We start from the raw sequence: 26,895 nt of genomic DNA on the forward strand, positions 1-26,895 counted from the left end.
CCGGTTTCAGCCGCCCGCAGCCTTGCGGCGCGCCGTGGAGCCGCCGCCCGACGCGGCGGATTTCTTCGCCGTGCCGGATTTCTTCGCGCCGCCGGATTTTTTGGCGGAGACGGGCTTCTTCGCCGCCGTCTTGCCGCCGCCCTTCTTCGCAGCCTTCTCGGCCACGAGCTTCACCGCCATGTCGAGCGTCACGTCGGCGGGATCGGTGCCCTTGGGCAGCGTCGCGTTCACCTTCTCCCATTTCACGTAAGGGCCGTAGCGGCCATCCATCACGGCGATGGGCCCGCCGTTCTCGGGGTGCTCGCCCAGCTCCTTGAGCGGCTTGGCGGTGCTCGCCCCGCGCGTCTTCTTCTGGGCCAGAACCTCGACGGCGCGATTCTGGCCGATTTCGAAGACCTCCTCGACGCTGGTAAGGTTGGCGTATTTCTTGCCGTGCTTCACGAAGGGCCCGTAGCGTCCGATCCCGGCCTCGATCATCTCGCCGTCGTCGGGATGGGGACCGACCTCGCGCGGAAGGCTGAGCAGAAGGAGCGCCTTTTCCAGGTCGATCTCAGACGGCTCCCACCCCTTGGGCAGCGAGGCGCGCGGCGGCTTGGGCTGCGCCTCGCTCGCTTCGCCGCGCTGCACGTAGGGCCCGAACCGACCCTTTCGCAGCGTGATCGCGTCGCCCGCGTCATGGCCCAGCAACTTGCCGTCGGGGCCGATCTCGTCGCCGTCCTCCATGCCCGGCGGGCCGAAGGGGCGCGTGAAGCGGCACTCGGGGTAGTTCGAGCAGCCGATGAAGGCGCCGCCCGCCCGCGAGGTGCGCATGGAAAGCCGCCCGTTGCCGCAGATGGGGCAGGCGCGCGGGTCGCCCCCGTCCTCCTGCGGCGGGTAGAGATGGGGCGCGAGCACCTCGTCGATCTTGTCGAGCACCTCCGAGATGCGCAGGTCCGACGTTTCGGCCAGCGCCGCGGAGAAATCGCGCCAGAACCGGTCCAGAACGTCCTTCCAGTCCCGCTCGCCCGCGCTCACATCGTCGAGCTCGTCCTCGAGCTTGGCGGTGAAGTCGTAGCCGACGTATTTGCGGAAGTAATTGACGAGGAAGGCGGTCACGAGCCGCCCCTTGTCCTCGGGGAGAAGCCGGTTCTTGTCCTTGCGGACATAGCCCCGGTCCTGGATCGTGGTGACGATGGAGGCATAGGTCGAGGGCCGGCCGATGCCCAGCTCCTCCATCTTCTTCACCAGCGTCGCCTCGGTGTAACGCGGCGGGGGCTGGGTGAAATGCTGTTCGGGCTTGATGTCGCGCTTCTCGGCCGCCTCGCCCTCGGAGATCTGCGGCAGGCGGTTGCCGTCTTCGTCCTCGGCGTCGTCGCGGCCTTCCTCGTAGATCTTGAGAAAACCGTCGAAAAGCACGACCTGGCCCGTGGCGCGCAGGCCCACCTGGCCGTCGCGGCTGCCGATCTCGACGGTCGTCCGCTCCAGCCGCGCGGCCTCCATCTGGCAGGCGAGCGTGCGCTTCCAGATCAGGTCGTAGAGCTTGCGCTGGTCGGCGTCGGAGAGGCGTAGCGCCGCGGCATCCTTCGTCATGTCGGTGGGGCGGATGCACTCGTGCGCTTCCTGCGCGTTCTTCGCCTTGTTCTTGTACATGCGGGGCGATTTCGGGACGTAGTCCGCGCCGAAACGGTCCGCGATCGCGTCCCGCGCCGCGTGTACCGCCTCGGGTGCCATGTCGATCCCGTCGGTTCGCATGTAGGTGATGTGCCCGGCCTCGTAGAGCCGTTGCGCCGTGCTCATCGTCTGGCGCGCGCCCATGCCGAACTTGCGGCTGGCCTCCTGCTGGAGCGTGGAGGTCATGAAGGGGGGCGCAGGGTTGCGGGTGGCGGGCTTGGCCTCGACAGAGCTGACGGCGAGATCCCGCGAGGTGATCGCCTGCACCGCAAGTTCGGCCTGCGTGGCGTCCGCGACGTCGAACTTGTCGAGCTTCTTGCCTCCCAGCACGGTAAGTCGCGCCGCGTAGGTCTGGCCGCGCGGCGTGGCGAGTTCGGCCGTCACCGTCCAGTATTCGCGGGGCCGGAACGCCTCGATCTCCATCTCGCGCTCGACGATGAGGCGCAGGCAGACCGACTGCACGCGGCCCGCCGATTTCGCGCCGGGCAGCTTGCGCCACAGCACGGGGGAGAGGTTGAACCCCACGAGGTAGTCGAGCGCCCGGCGCGCGAGATAGGCCTCGACCAGCGGGGCGTCGATGTCGCGCGGGTTCTTCATCGCCTCGGTGACGGCCGACTTGGTGATCGCGTTGAAGACGACGCGGCGCACTGGCGTGTCCTTTTTGAGGGCACGGCGCTTCCTGAGCGCCTCCTCGAGGTGCCAGGAGATCGCCTCGCCCTCGCGGTCGGGGTCGGTGGCGAGGATGAGTTCGGGGTCGTCCTTGAGCGCCTCGGCGATGGCGCGGACATGCTTCTGGCTGTCGCTCGCCACCTCCCATTTCATGTCGAAGCCGTGCTCGGGATCCACCGATCCGTCCTTGGGCGGCAGGTCTCGGACATGCCCGTAGGAGGCCAGAACGGTATAGTCGTCGCCCAGATACTTGTTGATGGTCTTGGCCTTGGCCGGGGATTCGACGACGACGACGGGCATGCTGGGGGGCGGCTCCTGCGGTTTGTGCCGGGATATGGACGCGCAACACTTGGCGTGCAAGCCCCTCGAGTCAATCGGCGCCGCGCGGCCCTGCCGCCCGCCGGGCCCGTCAGGTCCGGGTGAGAAGGCCGCCCGGCCGCCGCGCGATCCGGCCGTCGAGTTCGAGCTCCAGAAGCGCGGGGGCGACCTCGGCCGCGGGCCGCGCGAGGTCGCGCACAAGCTGATCCTCGGCCAGCGGGGACGGGCCCAGCCTGTCCAGTATCTCGTCCCGGAGCGATGCGATCCCTCGCGGGGCACCGCAACGCGGCGCCGCGGGCGGCGACCCTTCCGCCTCCGGCGGTGTCCTGGCCGCGGGCGGCGCCAGGGGCAGGTCCGGCTGGCCGGTCGGGTGGTCCCCGGGCAGCCCTATCGCCTCGATCACGTCCTCGGCCCGGCGCACCAGCCGCGCCCCGTCGCGGATCAGCATGTTGCAGCCCGCGGCGCGCGCGTCGAACGGGTGGCCGGGCACGGCCAGAACCTCACGCCCCTGGTCGAGCGCGGCGCGCGCGGTGATCAGGCTGCCCGATCGCGCCGCCGCCTCCACCACGACGACCGCGCGCGCCAGCCCCGAAACGATGCGGTTGCGCGCGGGGAAGTGGCGCGCTTGCGGGACCCGGGCGGGGGGCTGTTCCGAAAGCCGCAGCCCCTGCCGCCCGATCATCTGGAAAAGCTCCGCGTTTTCGGCAGGGTAGGCTACGTCGACGCCGCCTGCCAGCACGGCGATCGTGCCGGTTTCCAGCGCGGCGTGATGCGCGGCGGTGTCGACCCCGCGGGCAAGGCCCGAGACCACGGCATAGCCCGCCTCGCCCAGGCCGCGCGCCAGCGCGCGGGCCATCCGCGTGCCGAGCGAGGAGGCGTTTCGCGCCCCCACGAGTGCGACGAGCGGCCGCGCGAGGCTGTCGGGGCGTCCGACCGCCCAGAGCGCGGGCGGCGCATCCGGCAGATCGGCGAGCGCGGTCGGATAACCCGGTTGTCCGAAGCGCAGGAGCCGCGCGCCGGCCGCGTGCCCTGCCGCAAGTTCGGCCTGCGCGACGCCGGGGGGGCAGGGCTGGTAGTGTTCGATCCCGGCGGCGCGGGCGATCCCAGGCAGCGCGTCAAGCGCGGCCGCCGCCGAGCCGTGCTCCGCCATGAGCCTGTGGAACGTGGTCGGCCCCACCCGCCGCGAGCGCAAGAGGCGAAGCCACGTGACCACGTCGTCTTCCATGGTGTGTGGGAGTGGGGGGTGAGTGGAAGAAACTGATGTTCCGGCCATCGCCGCTCCGCCGTCTTGCAGAATCGCTTGTAGGCCCTCGAGGGTTAACGGCGCGTAAACTCTGGTCGCGGCGTCAGCGGTCCTCGGGTCTCATCCGGTCCGGCCCGACCGCCCCGCGCAGCGTCAGCCAGTAGGCGGCGGCTGCCATGACCGAACCGGGCAGCACGATCCCGGGCTCGAGCCCGACCGCAAGGTCTGCGCCCACACCCAGCGCCGCACCGGCCCCCAGCGCCACGGCCCAGCCGGCCAACCCCGCGCGCAGCGCCAGCACTGACAGCGGCACGCCGGCCAGGAGGCCCGCCCAGGACAGTCGCACCGACGACACGAGAAAGAAGCCCTCGACGCTCAGAGCCGTCGGGCCGGGCCCCGGCGGCAAAAGGTTGCCCAGCACCAGCAGCGCCGCACCGGCCGCCGGCGGCGCGATCCATGCGGCGAGCGCAGCGGCGGCGAGCCGTTGCAGGGGCGGCCGCGCGACCGGTTTCGTGCGCAGCGCCGGCCAGCGGGCGGAGTCGATCACCCCGCCTGCGCGCCACCCACGGTCAGCCCGCCGATCGTCACGCTCGGCTGGCCCACGCCCACGGGCACCCACTGCCCGTCCTTGCCGCAGGTGCCGATGCCCGGGTCGAGCGCCATGTCGTTGCCGACCGCGCGCACGTTGCGCAGCGCCGTCGCGCCGTCGCCGATCAGCGTGGCGCCCTTCACCGGCGCGCCGATCTTGCCGTTCTTCACCCGGTAGGCCTCGGTGCAGGAGAAGACGAACTTGCCGTTGGTGATGTCGACCTGGCCACCGCCGAAGCCCACGGCGTAGATGCCGTCCTTCAACTCGGCGATCATCGCTTCTGGGTCGGCATCGCCGCCTTCCATGATCGTGTTGGTCATGCGGGGCATCGGCGCGTGGGCGAAGCTCTGGCGGCGGCCGTTCCCGGTGGGCGCGACGCCCATCAGCCGCGCGTTCTGCCGATCCTGGAGGAAGCCCACGAGGACACCGTCCTCGATCAGCACGTTCCGGGCGCTGGGCGTGCCCTCGTCGTCCACGGTGATCGAGCCGCGGCGATCGGGAAGCGTGCCGTCATCGATGACGGTGACGCCCTTCGCCGCCACCTGGCTTCCCATCAGCCCGGCGAAGGCCGAACTGCCCTTGCGGTTGAAGTCGCCCTCGAGTCCGTGGCCCACCGCCTCGTGCAGCAGGATGCCGGGCCAGCCGGGGCCGAGAACGATGTCCATGACGCCTGCCGGCGCGGGCTCGGCGCGCAGGTTGACCCGCGCGATCCGAAGCGCCTCGTCGGCGCGCTCGCGCCAGGCCGCGGGGTCGATGAGCGACTCGAGGCCGATGCGGCCACCGCCGCCGGCGCTGCCCGCTTCGCGGCGGCCGTTCTCCTCGAGGATAACGGAGACGTTGAGGCGCGCCATCGGCCGCACGTCTCGCACATGGGTCCCGTCGGGGCGCAGGATCTCGACCTCCTGGCAGGCGGCGGCCACGTTCGCGGTCACCTGCACCACGCGCGGGTCGGCCGCGCGCAGGTAGTCGTCGATGGCGCGGAGCGTCTCGACCTTCACGGGAAACTCGGCGCCGGCGATCGGGTCGATGTCGGAATATAGGTGCCGGTTCGTGGCCGCGGGCGGCTCCGACCAGGTGCCGCCGCCCGCGCCGACCGCAAGCCGCGCGGTTTCCGCGGCGCGGTCGAGCGCCGCGGCGCTGATCTCGGTGGCGTGGCCATAGCCTGTGACCTCGCCCCGCACCGCGCGCAGCCCGAATCCTTCGGACGCGTCGTAGGAGGCGCTGCGCAGGCGGCCGTCGTCGAAGACGAGGCTTTCGCTTCTGGCCCGTTCGAGGAAGATCTCGCCGTCATCGGCGCCGTCCGTGGCGGCGCGAAGCGCGGCGAGCGTCGCGTCGCGGTCGAGATGCGTATCGAAGGGGCGGAAAGCGCTATGCGACATTGGCTTACGGTCCTCGGATTTGATCCAGATCAAAAAAAGCGGCCCTTTGCCGCAAGGATGGTGCTTTATCTGTCTTTCGGAATATGGTTTCTACCAGCCGCGAGACAACCGGCACCCACCGACCCGCCAGCCGGGACCAGTGCCAGCCAACGATCAGGGTGATTCATGCGACCGATCAAGACATTTTCCGCCGCTCTGACTGCGATGACCGCCCTTCCCGCAGCCGCGCAGGACATGAACGCCGCCACCGAAGGGCTGGAGATCATCGGCCGCCCGGTGGACCGCGCCACCGGGTTCCAGCCCGCGGCGACCGAGCTCGCACGCGACCTGCAGTGGCTCGACGGGATGCTCATGGTGATCATCACCGCGATCGTGCTGTTCGTCACCGCGCTGCTGGCGGTCTCGATCGTGCGCTACAATCGCCGCCGCAACCCCGAGCCCGCCAAGTTCACCCACAACACGCCGATCGAGGTCGCCTGGACCGTCGTGCCGATCGTGATTCTGGTATTCATCGGGTCCTTCTCGCTGCCCGTGCTCTTCAAGCAGCAGGAGATTCCCGAGGCCGACATCACCATCAAGGTGACCGGCTACCAGTGGTTCTGGGGGTACGAATACGTCGACGAGGGCTTCGCTTTCGACAGCTTCATGCTGCAGCGCGACCAGCTCGAGGAGTACGGCTACAGCCAGAGCGAGTACCTTCTGGCCACGGACACGGCCGTCGTGGTCCCGAGCGGCGCGACCGTCGTGATGCAGGTGACCGCCGCCGACGTGATCCATTCCTGGACGATCCCCGCCTTCGGCGTGAAGCAGGACGCCGTTCCCGGCCGCCTGGCCGAGCTGTGGTTCAACGCCGAGAAGGAGGGCGTCTACTTCGGCCAGTGCTCCGAGCTTTGCGGCAAGGACCACGCCTACATGCCGATCACGGTGAAGGTCGTGAGCCCCGAGGCCTACGAGCAGTGGCTCGACGGCGCGCGGGCGGAATACGCGGGACAGCCCGCGGCCTACGACGTGGCCGCGGCGGAGTAAGCCGACGCACGTCTCGACAGGCGGGCCCTGCGCGGCCCGCCGCCATCGAAGGAAGACCATGACCGACGTCAGCCTCCAGAGTGCGAGCGGACCGCAGGAAGCGGGCTTCGGCGACTATTTCGCGCTGCTGAAGCCGCGCGTGATGTCGCTGGTGGTGTTCACCGCGCTCGTCGGATTGCTGGCCGCGCCGGGCGGCGTGCATCCGGTGATCGGCTTCGCGGCGATCGTTTTCATCGCGGTCGGTGCGGGCGCCTCGGGCGCGCTCAACATGTGGTGGGACGCCGACATCGACGCCGTGATGCGCCGCACCCGCCGGCGCCCCGTGCCGGCCGGGCTCGTGACCCCCGACGAGGCGCTTGCGGTCGGGCTCGGTCTGTCGGGGCTGTCGGTGGGGCTGCTCGGTCTCGCGGCGAACTGGCTCGCCGCCGGTCTGCTCGCCTTCACGATCTTCTTCTACGCGGTCGTCTACACGATGTGGCTGAAGCGTTCGACGCCGCAGAACATCGTCATCGGCGGGGCGGCGGGCGCCTTTCCGCCCGTGATCGGCTGGGCCGTGGCGACGGGCGGCACGAGCCTAGAGCCGTGGCTGATGTTCGCGCTGATCTTCATGTGGACGCCGCCGCATTTCTGGGCGCTCGCGCTTTTCATGCGGTCCGACTACGACGACGCGGGCGTGCCCATGCTGACCGTGACCCATGGCCGGCGGTCGACGCGGCGGCACATCTTCGCCTATACCGTGGCGCTGGCCGCGCTGGCGCTCTGGGTGGCGGCGACGCCGATCGGCGGGCCGGTCTACCTCGCCGCCGCGGTGGTGCTGAACGCGATGTTCCTTGTCGGGGCGTGGCGCATCTGGCAGCGCGACGAGGCGACGGCCGAGGCGGATTCCTACGCGGTGGAGAAGCGCTTCTTCCGGCTGTCGCTGATCTATCTCTTCGCGCATTTCGGCGCGATCCTCGTCGATGCCGGGCTGACACGGCTGGGGGTGTGGGCATGGCTCTGAGCCGGACGCACGACCTGCACAAGCGCCGTCTCGGGCGCAATCTCGGCGTGGGCCTCGCGCTCGCCGCGCTCGTCGTCATCGTTTTCGCAGTGACGGTCGCGAAGGTGTCGGAGGGCGAGTACGAACCGCCCAAGCTGGAGGAGGGATACGGATGAGCCTGCGCAATCCATTCGCCGCGCTCGAGCCCAAGACCCGGACGGTCGTGCAGGTCTGCTCGGCGCTTCTCTTCATGGGCGCGATGGCATGGGCGTCGGTACCGCTTTACGATCTCTTCTGCCGGGTCACGGGCTATGGCGGGGAGACGAGCCGGGCAGGTGCCGATTCTGACGTGATCCTCGATCAGACGATCACCGTTCGGTTCGACGCGTCAAAGGCCCGCGACATGCCGTGGGAGTTCCGCCCGGTGCAGCGCAGCATGGAGGTGCGCATCGGCGAGACGGGGCTGGCCTTCTACGAGGCCTACAACCCGACAGACCGTCCGGTGGCCGGCACGGCAAGCTACAACGTGGCGCCCTTCGAGGCGGGCGGGTTCTTCGCCAAGATCGACTGCTTCTGCTTCGAGGAGCAGGTGCTGCAACCCGGCGAGAGGGTGGAGATGCCGGTGACCTTCTTCGTGGACCCCGACATCGTCGACGACCGCGACGCCAAGCATTTGCCGCACATCACGCTCTCTTATACGTTCCACGAGATTCCGCTGCCCGACGCGACCACCCAGGCCGCGCTGACGCAGCCGGACGCGACGACAGTGAAGTAAGCGCTCCAGCGAGGGACCCGTAATGGCGCATGAGAAAAACCACGACTACCACATCCTGAACCCCTCCATCTGGCCGTTCCTCGGCGCGGTCGGGGCTTTCGTGATGCTGTTCGGGGCCGTTCTGTGGATGCACGGCAGCGGCCCGTGGATGGCACTGATCGGCTTCGCCCTGGTGCTTTACGTCATGTATGCGTGGTGGGCCGACACGGTGGCCGAGAACCTGCAGGGCGACCACACGCCGGTGGTGCTCATCGGGCTGCGCTACGGCTTCATCCTCTTCATCATGTCGGAGGTGATGTTCTTCGCGGCCTGGTTCTGGAGCTTCTTCAAGCACGCGATCTACCCGATGAACGAATACGCGGGCTCCAGCTACGTCCCGCCGGAATTCTATCAGGTGGATGCGTTCCACCTGCCGCTCATCAACACGCTCGTGCTTCTGCTGTCCGGGACCGCGGTCACCTGGGCGCACCACGCGCTGGTGCACAACGGGCCCCGCAAGGACGTGGCGAACGGGCTTCTGATCGCCGTGATCCTGGGCGTCGCCTTCACCGCGCTTCAGGCCTACGAGTACCGTTACCTGCTCGTCGAGCAGGACTGGACCTTCGGCGGGGACAAGTTCTTCTCGAACTTCTTCATGGCCACGGGATTCCACGGCCTGCACGTGATCATCGGCACGATCTTCCTGTTCGTGTGCTACCTGCGGGTGCGGGCCGGGCATTTCACCGCCGAGAACCACATGGGCTTCGAGGCGGCGGCCTGGTACTGGCACTTCGTCGACGTGGTCTGGCTGTTCCTCTTCTTCGCCGTCTACATCTGGGGCATCTGACCCGCGGCGGGCCGAAAGGTGCCGCGTCCGGTTGCAAATCCGGTCGCGGGCAGGTTCAAGACGGGGCGCGCGGGCAGGGGTCGCGCGCCCCGATCCGTTCCGGGAGAGTTCGTCATGCGCCGTATCCTCGGCCCGCTGCTCATCGGCATCCTCGGCACCGCCGTCCTGATCGCGCTCGGCGTCTGGCAGGTCCAGCGGCTGGCGTGGAAGGAGGGCGTGCTCGCCGACATCGAGGCCCGGATCGCGGCGGAGCCCGTGCCGCTGCCGGCCGAGCCGGATCCCGAGGCGGACCGCTACCTGCCCGTCGCGGTGTCGGGCGAGATCGGCGAGGACGAGCTGCACGTCCTCGTCTCCACGCGGGCCGAGGGGGCGGGCTTTCGCGTGATCGCGCCGCTTTCGACCGAGGCCGGGCGGCGCGTGATGGTCGATCGGGGCTACGTGCGCAACGAGGCCAAGGAGGCCGATCGCCCGACCGGCGCGGCCGATATCGTCGGCAACCTGCACTGGCCCGACGAGGTGGACGGCTTCACGCCGGAGCCCGACCTCGATGCGAACATCTGGTTCGCGCGCGACGTGCCCCGGATGGCGGAGGCGCTCGGAACCGAGCCGGTGCTCGTCGTGGTGCGGGAAACGTCGCTTTCGGCGCCGGGCCTGACGCCGCTGCCGGTGGACACTGCCGGCATCCCGAACGATCACCTCGAATACGCGGTCACCTGGTTCGGGCTGGCGGCGGTCTGGGCGGCGATGAGCATGTTTCTTGTCTGGCGCACGCTCGGCAGGACGGGACGGAGGGACACCCGGTCATGAGATACGTTTCCACGCGGGGGCAGGCGCCCGTTCTTGGCTTCGAGGACACGATGCTGACGGGGCTTGCGCGCGACGGCGGGCTTTACGTGCCCGAGGCCATCCCGCGCATGGCCGAGGGCGACATCGCCGCGCTGGCGGGGCTTCCCTACGAGGAGGCGGCGGTGCGCGTCATGTATCCCTTCCTCTCGGAAAGCTTCACCGAGGACGCCTTCGCCGAGCTTGCATCGCGTGCCTATGCGGGCTTCGGCCACGCGGCACGCGCGCCGCTCAAGCAGCTGGCGCCGAACCATTTCCTGCTCGAACTCTTCCACGGGCCCACGCTGGCCTTCAAGGACTTCGCGATGCAGCTCATCGGGCAGCTCTTCGAATCGGCGCTGCAGCGCCGGGGCGAACGGGTGACCATCGTGGGCGCGACGAGCGGCGACACCGGCAGCGCGGCGATCGAGGCGTTCCGCGGGCTCGAGGCGGTGGATGTCTTCATCCTTTTCCCGAACGGCCGGGTGTCGGAGGTGCAGCGCCGGCAAATGACCACGCCGGTGGAAGAGAACGTCCACGCGATCGCGCTCGACGGCGACTTCGACGCCTGCCAGGCGCGCGTGAAGGACATGTTCAACGATTTCGCCTTCCGCGACGCGGTGCGGCTGGGCGCCGTCAACTCGATCAACTGGGCGCGGGTCCTCGCGCAGGTCGTCTACTACTTCTCCGCCGCGGCCAGCCTCGGCGCGCCCGGCCGCCCCGTCAGCTTCACGGTGCCCACCGGGAATTTCGGCGACGTCTTCGCGGGCTGGGTGGCCCGCGCCATGGGGCTGCCGATCGAGCGCCTGGTCGTCGCCACCAACCAGAACGACATCCTGCACCGCTGCCTCGCCGCCGGCGAGTATCGCACCGAGGCGGTGATCCCCTCGGTCAGCCCGTCCATGGACATCCAGGTGAGTTCGAACTTCGAGCGCGCGCTCTTCGACGCCTATGACCGCGACGGTCGTGCGGTTGCCGCGCTGATGGACGAGCTGAAGACCGAGGGCGGCTTTGCGGTCAGCCAGGGCGCGCTCCAGCGCTTGCGCGAGGTCTTCGCCTCGGGCCGCGCCACCGAGGCGGAGACGCTCGAGACGATCGAGCGCACGCTCGGCCGGACCGGGGAGCTTCTCTGCCCCCATTCCGCGGTGGGGGTGAAGGTCGCCGAAGAGCTGCGGAATCCCGGCACCGCGATGGTCACGCTCGCCACGGCGCACCCGGCGAAGTTTCCCGACGCGGTGGAAAAGGCCACCGGGATCCGCCCGGGGCTTCCCCCGCGCATGGCGAACCTTTATGAGCTTGACGAACGCGTGACCGAGGCGCCCAACGACCTCGCCGCGCTGGAAGACATCGTAAGAGAGCGTATCCGGAATTGACGACCCGACTCGACACATTGCCCAACGGCCTGCGCGTGGTTTCCGAACACATGCCCGGGCTGCAATCCGCCGCCATCGGCATCTGGGTCTGCGCCGGCGGGCGCGACGAGCGGGAGGAGCAGAACGGCATCGCCCATTTCCTCGAGCACATGGCCTTCAAGGGCACGGAGCGGCGCACGGCGCTGCAGATCGCCGAGGCGATCGAGGACGTGGGCGGCTACATCAACGCCTATACCTCGCGCGAGGCCACGGCCTACTACGCACGGGTTCTGGGCGAGGACGTGCCGCTGGCGCTCGACCTCATTTCCGACATCCTGCTCGCGCCGCGCTTCGAGGAGCGCGAGATCGAGCTCGAGCGCGGCGTGATCCTTCAGGAAATCGGCCAGGCGCTCGACACGCCCGACGACATCATCTTCGACTGGCTTCAGGAAGTGGCCTATCCCGGCCAGCCCATCGGGCGGCCGATCCTCGGCCCCGCCGAGAAGGTGGGCCGTTTCGGGCGCGAGGACCTCGCGCGGTTCGTGGCCGAGCATTACGGGCCCGGGCGCATGATCCTCGCCGCGGCGGGGGATATCGACCATGACTGGCTGCTGCGCGCGGCCGGGGACCGGTTCGGGCATCTCGTCCCGCGCGCGGCGCCCGCGCCCGCCGGCGCCGAGTTCCGCGGCGGCGAAATGCGCTGCGAAAAACCGCTCGAGCAGGCGCATCTCGCCCTGGCCTTCGAAAGCCCTGCGCAGACCGATCCGGAGGTCTACGCCGCGCAGGTCTATTCCGTCGCACTCGGCGGCGGCATGTCGAGCCGCCTGTTTCAGGAACTGCGCGAGCGGCGCGGCCTCTGCTACACGATCTTCGCCCAGGCCGGCGCCTATGCCGACACCGGCATGATGACGATCTATGCTGGCACCGGCGGCGACCAGCTTGGGGGGCTCGCGCGGATCACACTCGACGAGATGAAGCGCGCCGCCGACGACATGACCCCGGACGAGGTGGCGCGGGCGCGCGCGCAGATGAAGGCGGGGTTGCTGATGGGCCTCGAAAGCCCGTCGAACCGTGCCGAGCGCCTCGCACGCATGGTGCAGATCTGGGGCGAGGTGCCCACGGTCGAGGACACCGTGGCGCGGGTCGATGCGGTCACCACCGGTGACGTGCGCGATTTCGGTGCGCGGCTCGTCACCGGGTCGCGCGCCGCGCTCACGCTTTACGGGCCCGTCTCGGGCGCGCCCGGCCTCGACGAATTGCAGGCGCGACGGGCGGCGTGATGCTTCTTGCGCGGCGTACGGTGCGGCTCGAGACCGAGCGGCTGACCCTGCGCCCGCCCCAGCATGCCGATTTCCGCAACTGGACCACGCTGCGCCGCAACAGCGAAGCTTTCCTCGCGCCCTGGGAACCCGCCTGGGCCACGGACCACCTCTCGCGCAAGGCCTTCACCAACCGGGTCTACTGGGCCAGCCGCGCGGTCTCGGGCGGCACCGGGGTGCCGCTCTTCATGATCCGGCGCGACGATCAGGTCCTCGTGGGGGCGATCACGCTCGACAACATCCGGCGCGGGCCGTCGCAGTCGGGGACGCTGGGCTACTGGACGGGCGCGCCTTACGCGCGGCAGGGCTACATGCGCGAGGCGATCGACGCGGTGGTCCACCACGCCTTCGACCGGCTCGACCTCAGCCGGATCGAGGCCGCCTGCCTGCCCGAGAACGTCGCCTCGCGCGGGCTTCTGGAAAGCGCGGGCTTCAAATACGAGGGTGTCGCGCAGAGCTATCTTCAGATCGCCGGGCGATGGCGCACCCATGTGCTTTACGCGGCGCTGCGCGCCGATCGCCGGGGCCGGACGGATGCGGGATGAACGGGCGCTGCGCGGACACGGCGGTCCCGGGCCGCGCGGCGCCCGCGGACCGGCCGGGCCGAGGGACACCTTCGGATGGAGGATCGCGCCATCCGTGCTATCGTTTCAATCAGGAGGTGCCCTGATGATCCGGATTGCCGTTGCCGTCGCGCTCGTCCTTTTCGCCCTGCCGGCCGCCGCGCAGGAGCGCCGCGCCAGCCACTGCATCGCCGTCGCCGAGCAGGCGCCGGGGCTACACTACCTGCACCGCGCTTCGGCCGCCGGGCCCGAACGCCTCTGGCGCGCCCACGAGGGCACCCACGCGGCAGGCGGCACGGCGTCCCATACCGAGCCCTTGCCAGAAAACACGGTGCGGCTGCATTTCATCGCGCACGCCTCCTTTCTGCTGCGTACCCATGGCGGGCTTACGGCGGTCACGGACTACACCGGATTCATCGGGAACACCGCGCTCATTCCCGATGTCGTGACGATGAACCACGCCCATGAAACGCACTGGACGGCCAACCCCGACCCGGCGATCCCCCATGTGCTGCGCGGCTGGGGGGAGGCGTTCGGGGAAGGAGTCGACCATCACCTCGATCTCGGCGAGATGCTGGTGCGCAACGTGTCCACTGACATCCGCTCGGGCTTCGGCGGGGCCGACGAACCCAAAGGCAATTCGATCTTCGTCTTCGAGGTGGCGGGGCTCTGCATCGGGCATCTGGGGCACCTGCACCACGTTCCCACCGACGAACAGTTCGCCGCGCTCGGACGGCTCGATGTCGTGATGGCGCCGGTGGACGGGGGCTATACGCTTCGGCTGTCGGACATGATCGCCACGCTGAAGCGCCTGCGGTCTTCGGTCGTGCTGCCGATGCACTGGTTCTCGGGCCAATCGCTGGGCGCGTTCCGCGCGGGCATGGCCGACGAATTCGCCATCGTGGATCAGGGCGCGCCCTACATCGACATCAGCCTCGCCACGCTTCCGGACCGGCCCACCGTCGTGTTCCTCCAGCCCGCCTGGCTGCGGGACGAGTGATGGCGGACGGCCAGCCCCATCTCGTCTCCGCCGACGCCGGCTTCGCGGAACGCCTTTCCGCACGGCTGGGGGCGGGCGCGATCGGCCCGCTCGCGCCGGGCTATCTCGAAGAGCCCCGCGGACGCTGGCAGGGGCAGGGCGGCGTGCTGGTGCGCCCCGCCAGCGCCGAGGAGGTCGCGGCCGTGATCCGCGCCGCCGCGGAGGCGCGGGTGCCGGTCCTGCCCTATGGCGGCGGCACCGGGCTGGTGGGCGGGCAGATCGCGCCGGAGGGCCCCGCCCCGGTCATCCTGTCGCTGGAGCGGATGACCGCGATCCGCTCGGTCACGCCGGAAGAGAACGTCCTCGTGGCCGAGGCGGGCGCGATCCTCGCCGACGTGCAGGCCGCCGCGGCCGGCGCCGGGCGGCTTTTCCCACTCTCGCTCGCCTCGGAAGGCAGTGCGCGCATCGGCGGGCTTCTGGCCACCAACGCGGGCGGCGTCAACACGCTGCGCTACGGCAACGCCCGGGCGCTCTGCCTCGGCCTCGAGGCGGTGCTGCCCGACGGTTCGCTCTGGCACGGCCTCACGCCGCTCAGGAAGGACAACGCGGGCTACGATCTGCGCGACCTGCTGATCGGCTCCGAGGGCACGCTCGGCGTGATCACCGCAGCCTCGCTCGCGCTGCACCCGCGCCCGGCGGGCGAAGGCACGGCGCTTCTGGCCGTGAAAAGCCCCGCGGCCGCGCTTGGGCTGCTCGCGCTGGCCCGCGACCAGCTCGGCGACGGGATCAGCGCCTTCGAACTGATGCACCGGCAGGGCTTCGACTTCCTGGCCGAGACCATGCCCGAGACGCGCCTGCCCTGGCCGGAGCCGCCGGAATGGTCGGTGCTGATCGAGGTGGGGCTGCCGCGCGGGCTCGACCCCGCCGGGGCACTGGAGACGCTTTTCGAACACGCGCTCGAGGCGGGTCTGTCGGATGACGGGATCGTGGCGCAGTCCGAGGCGCAGCGCGCCGAGTTCTGGGCGGTGCGCGAGCGCATACCCGAGGCCAACCGCCACATCGGCGCGATCTCGAGCCACGACATCTCCGTGCCGCTGGCCGCGATCCCCGAACTCATCGACCGCGCGGGCCCCGCGCTGGCGAAGATCGGGGCGTTCCGCCTCAACTGCTTCGGCCATGTGGGCGATGGCAACCTGCACTACAACGTCTTTCCCGTCGCGGGGCAGGGGCGCGCGGATGACGCGGCCCGGCGCGACGACATCAAGCGCTGCGTGCACGACCTGGTGCACGCGCTCGGCGGGTCGGTTAGTGCCGAGCACGGCGTCGGGCGCCTCAAGGTCGAGGATCTGGAACGCTACGCCGACCCGGCCAAGCTTTCGGCCATGCGCGCGATCAAGGCGGCGCTCGATCCGATGGGCATCATGAATCCGGGCGCCGTTCTGCGGGCCTGACGCGCGCCTGCCTCAGAAGCTTTCGCGCGCGGTAAGCTCCTCGCGCCGGTCCTGCACCGCGCGCTTGCGCGCGAACACCTCCATGCGCGGCTGCCAGTCGTAGCGGACATCCTCCGCGATCGGCGACCAGAAGAGAACGCCGCCCTTGCGCCACGGATCCACGACGATGCCGTCATACATGCTGTCGCCGCGGCTGCTGAGGATGGCCGTGCTGTGCTCGATCCGGAAGGGGTTGAAGGCGTTGGCGATGGCGTAATGCACCTCGAGCGTCTCGAAGTTCTCCTGCTCGAGCCGCGCGCCCAGATCCACCGACCAGTGCCAGCAAAGGCCGCGCGGTTTAAGACCCGCATTCACCTTCGCGTTGTGCACGAGGGGCGGATCCACGATCCGGTATTCGAGGGCGAGGCGATGCGTCGTGTCATAGGTCAGCCGCGCCGCGCGGGCGGCCTCCTCGGGGTCGACGTCGGGGCCGAGCGCCAGAAGCCCCAGGCGCAGCTCATCGATCTCGGCGGCGGTGCCGGGGGGCGGCGGGCCCTCGCGCGGTGCGGCGCACCCCGCAAGGCCAAGCGCGGTGACGAGAAGGCAAAGACGAGCCAGGGCAGGCAGGATTGTCACGGCACTCGCACGATCTTGGACGGGTTGCTTAGCTGGCTATCGCGGTCCCCGCGGCCTGTCGAGCCGACTTGCGCGCGCCTCACGAATTTGTGGCGGCGCATGCGGCCCTGGGGGTCTCAAGCGCCCTCGAACGCGCAAAGCGCGTGCACGTCCATGCCCAGCGCCTCGAGCTTGCGGCGTCCGCCAAGTTCCGGCAGTTCGATCACGAAGGCGCAGCCGACGATGTCGCCGCCCAACCGCTCCACGAGGCGGATGCCGGCCTCGGCGGTGCCGCCGGTGGCCAGCAGATCGTCGACGATCAGCACAGACTGGCCGGGCGCGATCGCGTCGTCGTGCACTTCCATCACCGCTTCGCCGTATTCGAGCGTGTAGCTTTCCGAGATCGTGGCGGCCGGAAGCTTGCCCTTCTTGCGGATCGGCACGAAACCCGCGCCGAGCTGGTGCGCGACGGCGCCCCCCAGGATGAAGCCGCGTGCCTCGAGGCCCGCGACCATGTCGATGCGCCGGCCGGCATGGGGATGCAGCATCCGATCCACCGCCATGCGAAACCCGCGCGGGTCGGCGAACAGCGTCGTCACGTCGCGAAAGAGAATTCCTTCATGGGGGAAGTCCACGATGGTGCGGATGTAATCCTTGACGTCGTTCATGCGAAACTCTTCCTGCAGGAATGTGGGGGCGCGGCGCGCGTCGGCGTGCTTGCGGTGTCAATCCAGCACCCGGCCCGCGATCGGGCGCAGCCGGCCCACCATCTCGGAGTCGCGGGCGTCCCGCGCGGTGATGATCGCGTGTTCGAGCGCCCGGTCGCACCCTTCCGGGCAGGGCGCGTGCGGGCCCAGAAGCCCGGGCAGCGCGGCGAGCATGCGGCGCGCGGTCTCGGCATTGGCGGCGGCGGTCTTCAGGATCTCGGTCACCTCGACCTCCCCGTGGTCCGGATGCCAGCTGTCGTAATCTGTGACCATGGCGACGGAGGCGTAGCAGAGCTCCGCCTCCCGCACGAGGCGCGCCTCGGGCATGTTGGTCATCCCGATCACGTCCGCGCCCCACACATCGCGGTAGAGGCGGCTTTCGGCCAGGGTGGAGAACTGCGGGCCCTCCATGGCGAGGTAGGTGCCGCCCCGGTGCACGGTCGCGCCCGCCGCCGCCGCGGCGGCCTCGGCCGCGTCCATCAGCCGGCGACAGGTGGGGTGGGCGAGGCTCACATGGGCCACGCAGCCGGGGCCGAAAAAGCTTTGCGCCCGGCCCTTCGTGCGGTCGATGAACTGGTCCACGATCACGAAGTCGCCGGGCTTCATGGCCTCGCGGAACGAGCCCACCGCCGAGACCGAGACGAGGTCGGTCACGCCCAGCATCTTCATCGCCGCGACGTTGGCGCGATAGGGCACCGAGGCGGGGTCGAGTGGGTGGCCGCGCCCGTGGCGGGGCAGGAACGCCATGGCCACGCCGTCGAGCCGCCCGGTCAGGACCGAATCCGAGGGCGCGCCCCAGGGTGTCTCGACCGTGCGCCAGTGCGGCTGCGCAAGCCCCTCCACCTCGTAAAGGCCCGAGCCCCCGATCACCCCGATCATGCGTTCCGCCATCCGTGCCGTTCCCTTTGCTGGCTTTCCCCGCGCAGTCTTGCCCGCAGCCGGGCGAAAGGAAAAGGGCAAGAGCCCTCCCTGCAAGGTCGCGCGTCTAGGCGAGCGCGGCGCGCAGCGGGGCGAGATGTGCGGCGAAGTCGCGGTCCGAGACCGTGGCCTCGCGCACGAGCCAGTCGAAATGCTGCACGAAGGCCTGCACCCGCGCGCTGTCGCGGAAGGCGAGGTAGTTCCGCCCGACATAGAGCACCGCCAGCATCGGCCCGAACACCGTGACCGGCGCGGAATAGACCCGCCGCGCATCGAACAGGAAGATTCGCAGCCGCGGATAGAACTGGTCGTTGAGCTCCAGCAGACGGTCGATCTGGCCCAGGCGAATCTCTCGTGACAGGCCGGAATAATACCCTTCGGCGGCGGCGAAGCTGTCGATCTCGAAAAGCGGCATCGCGATCTCGTAGTCCGATTGCGCGCTCCGCATCCAGGCCAGCCGGTCCTGCGCGGCGCCGATCGCCTGCTGCGCGGTGCGGCCCAGATGGGGCGAATACTCCCATTCGAGCATCGCTTGGGTCTTGAGCATGTCGGGCAGCCCGGCGGGAACGTGGCGGATCTTGTAGCCCTCCGCCTCGCGATGCCAGGCGAAGATCTGCTCGTCCACGAGCGCCCGGGGCGCCTCTGTCAGGGTGAGTGAGTTGGCCATGATCTCGGCCGCGCTTTCGGGCCGGTCGGAGAGCGAGAGCAGCCAGTCCGCCGAGACGCGCAGCGCCGCGGCGCATTCGCCGACCACCTGCGCGTTCGGCAGCCGCGCGCCGCCCTCCTTGAGAAGCTGCGAGACGGTGGAGCGGTCCACGCCGATCGCGCGGGCGAGCGCGCTCTGGCTGGTCTGCGTGACGTCCATCGCCTGGCGGAGCCGTTGGCGGAATTGTTCCGCGCGGCGGCGTTTGTCGATAATCTGCGTCATGTGGTGATTTGTATCACATTCGCGGCGTTTTGTTAATCATATACGGAATTCCGCAGCACATCGTCCGCTGATACTCGTTCTGCGGTTTCAGACAATCGGAGACGTGAATGACGACGCAACCACGCGGCTTGCAACGTGACGCCCTGTGCCCGGATGCCCGGGCGGCGACGACGGACCTTTCGGGGCCCGTTCTCTCCGCCAAGGCCCCTCCGGACGCCCGCGCGCATCCCCGCACCGCCCGGAGGGTGGAGTGGCCCACGCTCGCGCTTCTGGTCGGTGCCTACGGCGTCTGGGCGCTCGGCACCACCTGGGCCGCGGCGTTCTGGCTTCCTCTCGGCATCGTGCTGGTGGCGCTTTCGGGGGCGCTGCACTCCTCGCTCAGCCACGAGGTGCTGCACGGCCATCCGTTCCGCAATCCGCTTCTGAACGCGGCGCTGGTCTTCCCCGCGCTGACGCTCGTCGTGCCCTACCTGCGCTTCAAGGACACGCATCTCGCCCACCACAACGACGCGATCATCACCGACCCCTACGACGATCCGGAAAGTAACTACCGCGATCCGCGGGTCTGGGCGCGGCTGCCCGCGTGGCAGAAGCGCCTGCTGGCGTTCAACAACACGCTCGCCGGGCGGCTTCTGGTGGGGCCCGCCATCGGGCAGTGGGCCTTCATGGCCACCGACTGGCGCGCGATCCGCGCGGGCGACCGCCGGGTGCTGGCCGGCTGGCTCCTGCACGTGCCGGCGGTGGCGCTGGTCGTCTTTTGGATGGGCGCGGTCGCGGCGATGCCGTGGTGGGCCTATCTCGCCTCGGTCTACGGCGCGCTCTCGATCCTGAAGATCCGCACCTTCCTCGAACACCAGGCGCATGAGAAACCCCGCGCGCGCACCGTGATCGTGGAGGATCGCGGGCCGCTTTCCCTGCTGTTCCTGAACAACAACCTGCACGTCGTGCACCACATGCACCCGCGCGTGCCCTGGTACCGGCTTCCCGCGGTCTATGCCGCGAATCGCGCGCATTACCTCGCGCGGAACGACAGCTACCGCTACGCGAGCTACGCAGAGGTGTTCGCGCGCTACTTCCGCCGCGCCAAGGATCCCGTGCCGCATCCGCTCTGGCCAAGGGGCTGAAACCGCGCCAGTAGGAAGCGATGGAGCTCTGGATCCTCGTCACCCTCCTGGCCGCCGCGTTCCAGACCCTGCGTTTCACGCTGCAGAAGGTGCTGCGCATGGGGGCGCTCAGCACCGTCGGCGCGACCTTCGCGCGCTTCGCCTACTCCGCGCCGCTGGTGACGCTCGCGCTCTCGGCCTACCTCGCAGTCACCGGCGGCGGCCTTCCTGCAACCGGCGCGCTTTTCTGGGCCTACGCCTTGGCCGGCGGCACCGCGCAAGTGCTGGCCACGGCCTGCGTGGTCGCGCTCTTCGGGGCGCGGAACTTCGCTGTCGGCATCACCTTCAAGAAGACCGAGGTCGTTCAGACGGCGGTCGTGGGGGTTGCGCTTCTGGGCGAGCGCATCTCCTGGGCGGCCTTCGCCGCGATCCTGCTCGGGCTCTTCGGCGTCTGGCTCCTTTCGGCCGCGCCGGGCGAGGTGGTGCGCGGCTGGCGGCGCCTGGCCAACCGCGCCGCGGCGCTCGGGCTGGGCTCGGGGTTCCTGTTCGCGATCTCCTCCGTCTGCTACCGCGGCGCGACCCTCGAGGTGGCGAGCGAAGACCCGCTCCTCCGCGCGGGCGTCACGCTGGCGGCCGTGACCGCGGCGCAGATGATCGGGATGGCGTTCTACCTGCGCGCCTGCGAGCCCGGCCAGCTCGCCGCGGTCTGGGGCGCGCGCTGCGTGGCGCTCTGGGTCGGGCTTTCGAGCATGGCGGGCAGCTTCTGCTGGTTCCTCGCCTTCACGCTCCAGACGGCGGCGCTCGTGAAGGCCGTGGGGCAGGTTGAGCTCATCTTCTCGCTGGCGATCACCGTGCTCGTGTTCCGCGAGCGAGTGAGTCGCACGGAACTCGCCGGGATCGCGCTGCTCTCGGCCTCGGTGGTGAGCCTCGTCCTCCTCGCCTGACGCGCCTCAGCCCGCCGCGAGCGGGCTCTTGCCCCGCAGCCGCAGGAACAGGCTTTCCTCGTCGGTGTTCCGGAAGAAGGGGACCGAGGGCGGCGGGCCGGGATCGGCGAGCCGCCCGGCCACCTCGGCGAGGACCACCTCGGTGATGAAGGGCAGGTCCACCTCCCGCGCGCGGGCGAGCGGCACCCATTTCAGATGGCTCAGTTCGTCCTGCGCGCGGCTGAAATCGTCGGGGTCCGAGGCCAGCCGGTCGGCGTCCACGAGGAAGAAGCGCGCGTCGAAGCGGCGCGGCCGGCCCGGGGGGGTGATCGCGCGGAAGACGAAGCTGAGCCCCGCCGCGCTGGGCACGTGGCCGGTGGCGGCGAACTCCGTCCAGTCCACGCCGGGCGTGCCCTGCCAGCGTCCGGGCGCGCCCAGGATGAGGCCCGTCTCCTCCCAGAGTTCGCGCACGGCCGCCGCGGTGAGCGCGGGGCCGAGGTTCGGGGCCGCGTCCTCGGCCAGCCGCGCGGCGCAGACCTCGTGAAGCCCCTCTGCCAGCGGGACCTCGGCGTCGCGCGGATCGACCGCGCCGCCGGGAAAGACGAACTTGTTGGGCATGAAGGCCGCGGCCGCCCCGCGCTGCCCCATCAGGATGCGCGGCTCCGTGGCCCGGTCGCGCAGGACGATCACCGAGGCGGCGTCGCGGATCGGCGTGCTGTCGGCGGTCATGGCTCCCCCTGGATGGCGGGTCAGGCCGGATCCTCGCCGAAGCCGTGCATCAGCCGCGACCACTGGAAGGCCACCACCATCCCTTTCAGTCTCGGCAAGAGATACAGCGAGAGGCCGACGCAGCCAACCGCGAAGATGGTGAAGAGAACCAGCGGCTCGGGCCGCCACGCCATGAACACCATGAGCAGAAGCGGCGCCATCACGTGTCCGACGATGAGGATCGTGAGATAGGCGGGTCCGTCATCCGCGCGATGGTGGTGCAGCTCCTCGCGGCAGACGGTGCAGGCGTTGCGCACCTCGAGGTAACCCGAAAGCAACGGGCCCTGGCCGCAGCTCGGGCAGCGCCGCCGCCATCCGCGCCAGAGCGCCGGAAGGGCCGGGCGCGGGTCGGGAATGGTCGTGTGATCTTGCATCGTCTCACCTCGCTCGCGTGCCGCCCACACTGCCCTGCCATGCCCATGCCCGAAACGCGGCAGCCTGTCCTTGCGGCGGGATGCCGCGCTCGCGGCGGCCCCCTTGCGGCGGCATTCGGCGATGGAACGCGCGCCGCGCGTCGTACCAGCCTGCGACCCCGGACGCAAAGGACCCGGGTCCTGACCAAAACGCGACACCAAGGAGACCAGACATGACCCGTTCGTTCCTGACCCCCGCCGCCCTTCTCGGCGCGCTGGCAGCCCTCGCCCTGACCTCCGCGGCCGGCGCGGCGCGCGCGCAAGACGGCGCCCGGGAGACGCCCCGTTTTGAGGCGCTCGACGCCGACGGCGACGGCACGCTGTCGCCGGCCGAACTCGAGGCGGCGGCCGAGCGGCGCCGCGCCGAGCGCATCGCGCGCATGGTGGCGCGGCTCGACATGAACGGCGACGGTGCGCTCGACCGGGCCGAGCTTGCAGCGCGTCGCGGCGCGGACCGCATGTTCACGCGGCTCGATGCGAATTCCGACGGCGCGCTCACGCGGCAGGAGTTCGCCGCCATCCGCGGGATGCGCGGGGCGCATCACGGCGGGGTCGGCCGGCCCTGAACCGGGCGGCGCGGGCCACATCCGGCGGGGGGCGCGCTTCCCGCCGATTGCGCCGGGCAGGACTTGCGACTACGCCGGAGCGACATGGCGATGCCTCAGGACGCTGGCCCGGAACTGGACGACGCGGCGCTGCTGGCCGCGACCGCCCGGGGCGACCGGGCGGCCGCGCGCCGTCTGACGGATCGGCTCCTGCCGGTGGTCTACGCCCATGCCGTCCGCCTTCTGGGCGATGCGGCCGAAGCCGAGGACGTGGCGCAGGAGGCGATGCTCCGGCTCTGGCGGGTGGCGCCGGAGTGGCGGGCGGGCGAAGCGAAGGTGACGACATGGCTCTACCGGGTGACGGCCAATCTCTGCATCGACCGCCAGCGCCGGACGGCCCGGCCGGGACCGGGCGGCGCGCTCGCGCTCGACCAGGTGCCGGAGCCCGCGGACACGTGGCCGGGCGCCGAGGCGGCCTTGCAGGAGACGGCGCGCGCCGAGGCGCTTCAGGCCGCGCTCGCCACGCTCCCGCCGCGCCAGCGCCAGGCGGTGGTGCTGCGCCATATCGAGGGGCTTGGAAACGCCGAGATCGCCCGCATCATGGAGATCGGCCCCGAGGCGGTGGAAAGCTTGACCGCCCGGGGCAAGAGAGCGCTCGCCCGCAGTCTGTCCGGGCGGCGCGAGGCACTGGGATACCGCGATGAATGACATCGACCGCGAGACCGAGGCGCTGCTCGAGCGCCATTTCGCCGCCGCGCGGGCCGCGAGGCCCGAGCCGCCCGCGGGTCTCTCCGAGCGCGTGCGCGCCGATGCCGCGGCGCTGAATTCCGCGCCCGCCTCGCGGCGCGCCCGCGCGCCGGGGCCGCTTCTGGAGATCTGGCGGACGCTCGGCGGCTGGCCCGCGGCGGCGGGGCTCTCCGCGGCGGCGCTCGCCGGGGTCTGGATCGGGGTGGCGGCGCCGCGGGCGCTCGACGGTGGCCTCGCCGCCCTCGCGGGCGGCGACGCGGCGATGCCCGGGCCCGCGGCCGGGTTCGAGCTGGCGCTGGAGGAGCTTTGAGCGATGACCGAGTCGGAAGCGGAACGCGGCAGCCAATGCGGCGACGGCCGCCCGGGGACGCCGCTCTGGGTGAGGATCCTGCTTGTGGGCTCGCTTGCGCTCAATCTCCTCGTGGTGGGGATGGTGGCGGGCTTCGCCCTGCGGGGCGAGGGGCGCGCGCCGATGGCACGCGACGGCGGCTGGCCCTACGTCGCGGCACTGCCGGTGAGAGACCGCCTGGCTGTGGGCCGGGACATCCGGCAGGCCCTGCGGGCCGGCGGCATGACCCGCGAGGCGCGACGGTCGAGTTTTGACGAGGCGCTTTCGCTCCTTCGGGACGATCCCTTTTCGGTCGAGCGGTTCGAGGCGCTCCTCTCCCGCCAGTTCGCGGCGGCGAGTCTCGTACAGGACGCCGGTCGGCGCGCGCTTCTTGCGAAGATCGCGGCGATGCGCCCGGAAGAGCGTGCGCGCTATGCCGACCGGCTTGCCGAGGCCATGCGCGGCGGCCGCCATGGCGGCGCGGGTCGCCCCTGAGGCGCGTCGGACGTCACGCGGCGGGGCGGCCGAGGCGGACGCAGTTCCGTCCGCGCGCCTTGGCGCGATAGAGGGCGCGGTCGGCCTGGACGAGCAGCGCTTCGGGTTCGGCATGTCCCGCCGCCATCGGGTCGGGCCCGACGGCGAGACCGATGGAGATCGTCACCCGCACCGCACCCTGGCCATCGGGCAGCGCGAAGGGTCTTTCGGCGACGGCGGCGCAAAGACGTCGTGCCGCGGCCTCGGCCGCGTGGCGCTGCATGTCCGGCACCACCAGCAGGAACTCCTCGCCGCCGATCCGCGCCGCGAGAGCGTCGGCCCCGATCCCGGCGCGCAATCGCTGCGCGACCTCGGTCAGCACGGCATCGCCGGCGGCGTGGCCGTGCCGGTCGTTGACCTGCTTGAAATGGTCGAGATCGGCGATCATCACGGCGAAGGGCCTATCCTCCTGGCGCGCCGCCGCCGCGATCCGGGCAAGCTGCGGGACCGCGTATCGGCGGTTGTGCAGGCCGGTGAGCGGGTCGATGACGGCCGCGGCAAGACCGGCCTCGAGCGCCGCGCGCATCTGGTCGGCGCGCCGCTTCGCGGCCAACCTGCCCCGCAGCCGCAGGGCGAGCTCCTCGACCTCGAAGGGGCCGGGCATTCCGTCATGCGCCCCGAGGTCGAGCGCGCGCGCGACGGCGCGACCGCCCGCGTCGCCGCCATGGACCACGATGGCGGCGCGGCGCAAGACGTGCTGCGCGCGGAGCGCCGGAAGAAGTTCCAGCTCCGCGTCGGCGTGGGGCGGCAGCCCGATCAGCACCGCGTCGGGTGCGGGCCCCTGGGCCGTCAGCAGCGCCGCGGCCGGCGTGAGCGGGACCGGTACGCCCAGCGCCGCGGACAGCGCATCGGCCTGCGCCCGTGCGCACACCCCTTCGGCGGCGACGTGCGCGATGCGCGGCGCGGGGGCGAAGCCCGCCGCTGCCTCGGCGCAGCCCATCGCCGCCTCGGCGCTGCGGCGTACCTCCGGCGCGAGCCCGTCGCCCCGGTCGCGTAGCAGGCTGCGCAGCCGCGCGAGGAGAAGCGCGCCGTCGCGCAGATCCGGGAGGGCGTCGTCGAGCCCGGCGGCGAGGGCGGCGCGCCGGCCTGCGCCGTCGGCGGCGGGCCGCAGCGCCACGATCGCGGGGGCCTCGCCCGGCAAGGTGCGGAGCGTGGCGGCAAGGCGCTCGATCTCGGCGCCGGCCAGCCCGGCGCCGAGCACCGCGAGATCCGGGGCGCCCGCCCGTGCGAGCGCGCGCGCCTCGTCCGCGTCGGCGGCGAGGACCGGGTCGGGGAAGGTGCCCGCGAGCCGCGCGCGCAAGGCGATGCGGCGGGTTGTTTCCGGCTCGACGATGAGCAATCTGCCCGGCATGCTCGCTCCTCGCGCGGTTGCGGCGCGCTTGTCTTTCCTGATGCCCACTCTTTATGAAACTGGTTAAGAAAATCTTTCGGGAGGAGGATCGGCATGGCGATGAGCGACGACGCGGCAGAGGCGCTCGCCGCGGAGGCGCTGGCGTGGCTTGCCGCCGATGCGGATCTTCTGGGCGTGTTCATGGGGGCCACTGGGCTGGACGCCGACACGCTGCGGAGCGAGGCCGACCGCCCCGAGACGCTGGCCGCCGTCCTCGACTTCCTGCTGATGGACGATCTCTGGGTGACCGCCTTCTGCGAGGCCACCGGCCATCCCTGCACGCGCCCGGCCGAGGCGCGGGCGCGGCTTCCCGGCGGCACGCAGGTGCACTGGACATGACCGCGCGGCGCGCCGACGCGGTGCTGTTCGACAAGGACGGCACGCTCTTCGGATTCGAGGCGACCTGGGGCCCCTGGGCCGAGCAGGTGATCGGCGCGCTGTCGGGCGGCGCGCCGGCGCGGGCGACCGTTCTGGCCCGCGCGGTGGGCTATGACCTGACGGCCGGGGCCTTCCTGCCCGAAAGTCCCGTGATCGCGGGCACCAACCGCGAGGCGGCCGAACTGCTGGCCGCGGCGCTTCCGGGCGCGGACCCCGCCGCGCTCGAACTCTGGCTGGCCGATCGCGCCGCCGAGGCGCCGCTCTCGGAGGCGGTGCCGCTCGCGCCGCTGATGCAGGCGCTCGGGGCGGCGGGCATGACCCTCGGCGTCATGACGAACGACAGCGAGGCCTCGGCGCGCGCGCATCTAGCCGCGGCGCGGGTGGAGCAGGCCTTCGCCTTCGTGGCGGGGGCCGACAGCGGTCATGGCGCCAAGCCCGCGCCGGGGCCGCTTCTCGCCTTCGCGCGTGCGGCGGGGGTCGCGCCATCGCGGGTGGTGATGGTCGGCGACAGCCCGCACGATCTGCATGCCGGGCGCGCGGCGGGCATGCAGACGGTGGCGGTGCTGACCGGGCCGGCGGGCGAGGCGTCGCTCGCACCGCTCGCCGATGCCGTTCTGCCCGATATCGGGCATCTGCCGGCGTGGCTTGGCCTCGGCACGGCCTGACGGCGTGCGCCGCG

The 26,895-nt window shown here is 70.9% G+C and carries 30 protein-coding genes; 19 read left to right on the plus strand and 11 right to left on the minus strand.

Annotated features, from left to right (window positions below; translation table 11 throughout):
- Positions 1 to 6: 6 nt before the first annotated feature.
- The 4 genes from topA to tldD all read right to left on the minus strand — a co-directional run bounded on the left by topA (position 7) and on the right by tldD (position 5,848).
- The gene (gene topA, locus AB6A69_RS04090; RefSeq protein ID WP_371059805.1) at positions 7 to 2,619 is read right to left on the minus strand and encodes a type I DNA topoisomerase; all 2,613 of its coding nucleotides are present in this window, start codon (positions 2,617 to 2,619) and stop codon (positions 7 to 9) included.
- 109 nt (positions 2,620 to 2,728) lie between these two features.
- Positions 2,729 to 3,910 (minus strand): DNA-processing protein DprA, encoded by a 1,182-nt coding sequence (gene dprA, locus AB6A69_RS04095; RefSeq protein ID WP_371059807.1) that lies wholly within the window; start codon positions 3,908 to 3,910, stop codon positions 2,729 to 2,731.
- 73 nt (positions 3,911 to 3,983) lie between these two features.
- Positions 3,984 to 4,427, minus strand: coding sequence for a hypothetical protein (locus AB6A69_RS04100; RefSeq protein WP_371059808.1), 444 nt, complete (start codon positions 4,425 to 4,427; stop codon positions 3,984 to 3,986).
- Positions 4,424 to 5,848: a metalloprotease TldD gene (gene tldD / locus AB6A69_RS04105; protein ID WP_371059809.1), complete on the minus strand. Its 1,425-nt coding sequence runs from the start codon at positions 5,846 to 5,848 to the stop codon at positions 4,424 to 4,426. Before tldD ends, AB6A69_RS04100 begins: the two co-directional genes overlap by 4 nt.
- 204 nt (positions 5,849 to 6,052) lie before the next feature.
- On the opposite strand from tldD, the gene coxB reads away from it, so the two are divergent.
- From coxB to AB6A69_RS04160, 11 genes are all read left to right on the plus strand, one after another.
- On the plus strand, positions 6,053 to 6,874 hold the full coding sequence (gene coxB / locus AB6A69_RS04110; protein ID WP_371059811.1) for a cytochrome c oxidase subunit II: 822 nt from the start codon (positions 6,053 to 6,055) through the stop codon (positions 6,872 to 6,874).
- A gap of 58 nt (positions 6,875 to 6,932) precedes the next feature.
- Positions 6,933 to 7,874 (plus strand): heme o synthase, encoded by a 942-nt coding sequence (gene cyoE / locus AB6A69_RS04115; RefSeq protein ID WP_371059812.1) that lies wholly within the window; start codon positions 6,933 to 6,935, stop codon positions 7,872 to 7,874.
- Entirely contained in the window at positions 7,865 to 8,029 is a 165-nt protein-coding gene (locus AB6A69_RS04120) for a hypothetical protein (RefSeq protein ID WP_371059814.1), read from the plus strand. Before cyoE ends, AB6A69_RS04120 begins: the two co-directional genes overlap by 10 nt.
- Entirely contained in the window at positions 8,026 to 8,628 is a 603-nt protein-coding gene (locus AB6A69_RS04125) for a cytochrome c oxidase assembly protein (RefSeq protein ID WP_371059815.1), read from the plus strand. Before AB6A69_RS04120 ends, AB6A69_RS04125 begins: the two co-directional genes overlap by 4 nt.
- 22 nt (positions 8,629 to 8,650) lie before the next feature.
- Positions 8,651 to 9,454 carry a cytochrome c oxidase subunit 3 gene (locus tag AB6A69_RS04130; protein WP_371037003.1) on the plus strand — a complete coding sequence of 268 codons (804 nt, stop codon included), beginning with the start codon at positions 8,651 to 8,653 and terminating at the stop codon, positions 9,452 to 9,454.
- Between the two features lie 114 nt (positions 9,455 to 9,568).
- Positions 9,569 to 10,261: an SURF1 family protein gene (locus tag AB6A69_RS04135; RefSeq protein WP_371059816.1), complete on the plus strand. Its 693-nt coding sequence runs from the start codon at positions 9,569 to 9,571 to the stop codon at positions 10,259 to 10,261.
- A complete protein-coding gene (gene thrC / locus AB6A69_RS04140; RefSeq protein ID WP_371059817.1) occupies positions 10,258 to 11,649 on the plus strand; it encodes a threonine synthase in 1,392 nt (463 codons plus the stop codon). Before AB6A69_RS04135 ends, thrC begins: the two co-directional genes overlap by 4 nt.
- On the plus strand, positions 11,646 to 12,908 hold the full coding sequence (locus AB6A69_RS04145) for a M16 family metallopeptidase (protein ID WP_371059818.1): 1,263 nt from the start codon (positions 11,646 to 11,648) through the stop codon (positions 12,906 to 12,908). Before thrC ends, AB6A69_RS04145 begins: the two co-directional genes overlap by 4 nt.
- Entirely contained in the window at positions 12,908 to 13,492 is a 585-nt protein-coding gene (locus AB6A69_RS04150) for a GNAT family N-acetyltransferase (protein ID WP_371037243.1), read from the plus strand. Before AB6A69_RS04145 ends, AB6A69_RS04150 begins: the two co-directional genes overlap by 1 nt.
- A gap of 124 nt (positions 13,493 to 13,616) precedes the next feature.
- On the plus strand, positions 13,617 to 14,510 hold the full coding sequence (locus tag AB6A69_RS04155; protein ID WP_371059819.1) for an MBL fold metallo-hydrolase: 894 nt from the start codon (positions 13,617 to 13,619) through the stop codon (positions 14,508 to 14,510).
- Complete coding sequence (locus AB6A69_RS04160; protein WP_371059821.1) at positions 14,510 to 15,940, plus strand: FAD-binding oxidoreductase; 1,431 nt, start codon at positions 14,510 to 14,512, stop codon at positions 15,938 to 15,940. Before AB6A69_RS04155 ends, AB6A69_RS04160 begins: the two co-directional genes overlap by 1 nt.
- Before the next feature lie 12 nt (positions 15,941 to 15,952).
- Here the strand turns inward: AB6A69_RS04160 and AB6A69_RS04165 are convergent, their stop codons facing one another.
- The 4 genes from AB6A69_RS04165 to AB6A69_RS04180 form a co-directional block, all read right to left on the minus strand.
- A complete protein-coding gene (locus AB6A69_RS04165; RefSeq protein WP_371059822.1) occupies positions 15,953 to 16,555 on the minus strand; it encodes a hypothetical protein in 603 nt (200 codons plus the stop codon).
- Between the two features lie 116 nt (positions 16,556 to 16,671).
- Positions 16,672 to 17,202 carry an adenine phosphoribosyltransferase gene (locus AB6A69_RS04170; RefSeq protein ID WP_371056283.1) on the minus strand — a complete coding sequence of 177 codons (531 nt, stop codon included), beginning with the start codon at positions 17,200 to 17,202 and terminating at the stop codon, positions 16,672 to 16,674.
- A 57-nt stretch (positions 17,203 to 17,259) separates the two neighbouring features.
- Positions 17,260 to 18,132: an S-methyl-5'-thioadenosine phosphorylase gene (locus AB6A69_RS04175; RefSeq protein ID WP_371059824.1), complete on the minus strand. Its 873-nt coding sequence runs from the start codon at positions 18,130 to 18,132 to the stop codon at positions 17,260 to 17,262.
- Positions 18,133 to 18,226: 94 nt separating this feature from the next.
- Positions 18,227 to 19,087, minus strand: a complete 861-nt coding sequence (locus tag AB6A69_RS04180) for a helix-turn-helix domain-containing protein (protein ID WP_371036994.1) — start codon at positions 19,085 to 19,087, stop codon at positions 18,227 to 18,229.
- 245 nt (positions 19,088 to 19,332) lie between these two features.
- On the opposite strand from AB6A69_RS04180, the gene AB6A69_RS04185 reads away from it, so the two are divergent.
- Both AB6A69_RS04185 and AB6A69_RS04190 read left to right on the plus strand, forming a co-directional pair.
- Positions 19,333 to 20,211: a fatty acid desaturase gene (locus AB6A69_RS04185; RefSeq protein WP_371059825.1), complete on the plus strand. Its 879-nt coding sequence runs from the start codon at positions 19,333 to 19,335 to the stop codon at positions 20,209 to 20,211.
- A gap of 20 nt (positions 20,212 to 20,231) precedes the next feature.
- The gene (locus AB6A69_RS04190) at positions 20,232 to 21,134 is read left to right on the plus strand and encodes an EamA/RhaT family transporter (RefSeq protein ID WP_371059826.1); all 903 of its coding nucleotides are present in this window, start codon (positions 20,232 to 20,234) and stop codon (positions 21,132 to 21,134) included.
- 6 nt (positions 21,135 to 21,140) lie between these two features.
- Here AB6A69_RS04190 and AB6A69_RS04195 read toward each other — a convergent pair whose 3' ends face one another.
- Together AB6A69_RS04195 and AB6A69_RS04200 are read right to left on the minus strand one after the other, a co-directional pair.
- Positions 21,141 to 21,842, minus strand: a complete 702-nt coding sequence (locus tag AB6A69_RS04195; RefSeq protein ID WP_371059827.1) for an NUDIX domain-containing protein — start codon at positions 21,840 to 21,842, stop codon at positions 21,141 to 21,143.
- Between the two features lie 20 nt (positions 21,843 to 21,862).
- Complete coding sequence (locus AB6A69_RS04200; protein WP_371056288.1) at positions 21,863 to 22,255, minus strand: DUF983 domain-containing protein; 393 nt, start codon at positions 22,253 to 22,255, stop codon at positions 21,863 to 21,865.
- A gap of 212 nt (positions 22,256 to 22,467) precedes the next feature.
- Here AB6A69_RS04200 and AB6A69_RS04205 point away from each other — a divergent pair, with 212 nt between their 5' ends.
- From AB6A69_RS04205 to AB6A69_RS04220, 4 genes are all read left to right on the plus strand, one after another.
- Positions 22,468 to 22,860: a hypothetical protein gene (locus AB6A69_RS04205; RefSeq protein WP_371059828.1), complete on the plus strand. Its 393-nt coding sequence runs from the start codon at positions 22,468 to 22,470 to the stop codon at positions 22,858 to 22,860.
- Between the two features lie 84 nt (positions 22,861 to 22,944).
- Positions 22,945 to 23,547 carry an RNA polymerase sigma factor gene (locus tag AB6A69_RS04210; protein WP_371059830.1) on the plus strand — a complete coding sequence of 201 codons (603 nt, stop codon included), beginning with the start codon at positions 22,945 to 22,947 and terminating at the stop codon, positions 23,545 to 23,547.
- Positions 23,540 to 23,896 (plus strand): hypothetical protein, encoded by a 357-nt coding sequence (locus AB6A69_RS04215; RefSeq protein WP_371059831.1) that lies wholly within the window; start codon positions 23,540 to 23,542, stop codon positions 23,894 to 23,896. The genes AB6A69_RS04210 and AB6A69_RS04215 overlap by 8 nt, the downstream gene beginning before the upstream one ends.
- A 3-nt stretch (positions 23,897 to 23,899) precedes the next feature.
- Complete coding sequence (locus tag AB6A69_RS04220) at positions 23,900 to 24,409, plus strand: periplasmic heavy metal sensor (RefSeq protein ID WP_371059832.1); 510 nt, start codon at positions 23,900 to 23,902, stop codon at positions 24,407 to 24,409.
- A 13-nt stretch (positions 24,410 to 24,422) separates the two neighbouring features.
- Here the strand turns inward: AB6A69_RS04220 and AB6A69_RS04225 are convergent, their stop codons facing one another.
- Positions 24,423 to 25,799, minus strand: a complete 1,377-nt coding sequence (locus AB6A69_RS04225) for a diguanylate cyclase (RefSeq protein WP_371059834.1) — start codon at positions 25,797 to 25,799, stop codon at positions 24,423 to 24,425.
- A 93-nt stretch (positions 25,800 to 25,892) separates the two neighbouring features.
- On the opposite strand from AB6A69_RS04225, the gene AB6A69_RS04230 reads away from it, so the two are divergent.
- Together AB6A69_RS04230 and AB6A69_RS04235 are read left to right on the plus strand one after the other, a co-directional pair.
- A complete protein-coding gene (locus AB6A69_RS04230) occupies positions 25,893 to 26,177 on the plus strand; it encodes a DUF3572 domain-containing protein (RefSeq protein ID WP_371036984.1) in 285 nt (94 codons plus the stop codon).
- Positions 26,174 to 26,881, plus strand: coding sequence for an HAD family hydrolase (locus AB6A69_RS04235; protein ID WP_371059835.1), 708 nt, complete (start codon positions 26,174 to 26,176; stop codon positions 26,879 to 26,881). Before AB6A69_RS04230 ends, AB6A69_RS04235 begins: the two co-directional genes overlap by 4 nt.
- Positions 26,882 to 26,895 lie beyond the last annotated feature (14 nt).

The organism is Rhodosalinus sp. 5P4, from assembly GCF_041365695.1.
Classification (GTDB): domain Bacteria; phylum Pseudomonadota; class Alphaproteobacteria; order Rhodobacterales; family Rhodobacteraceae; genus Rhodosalinus.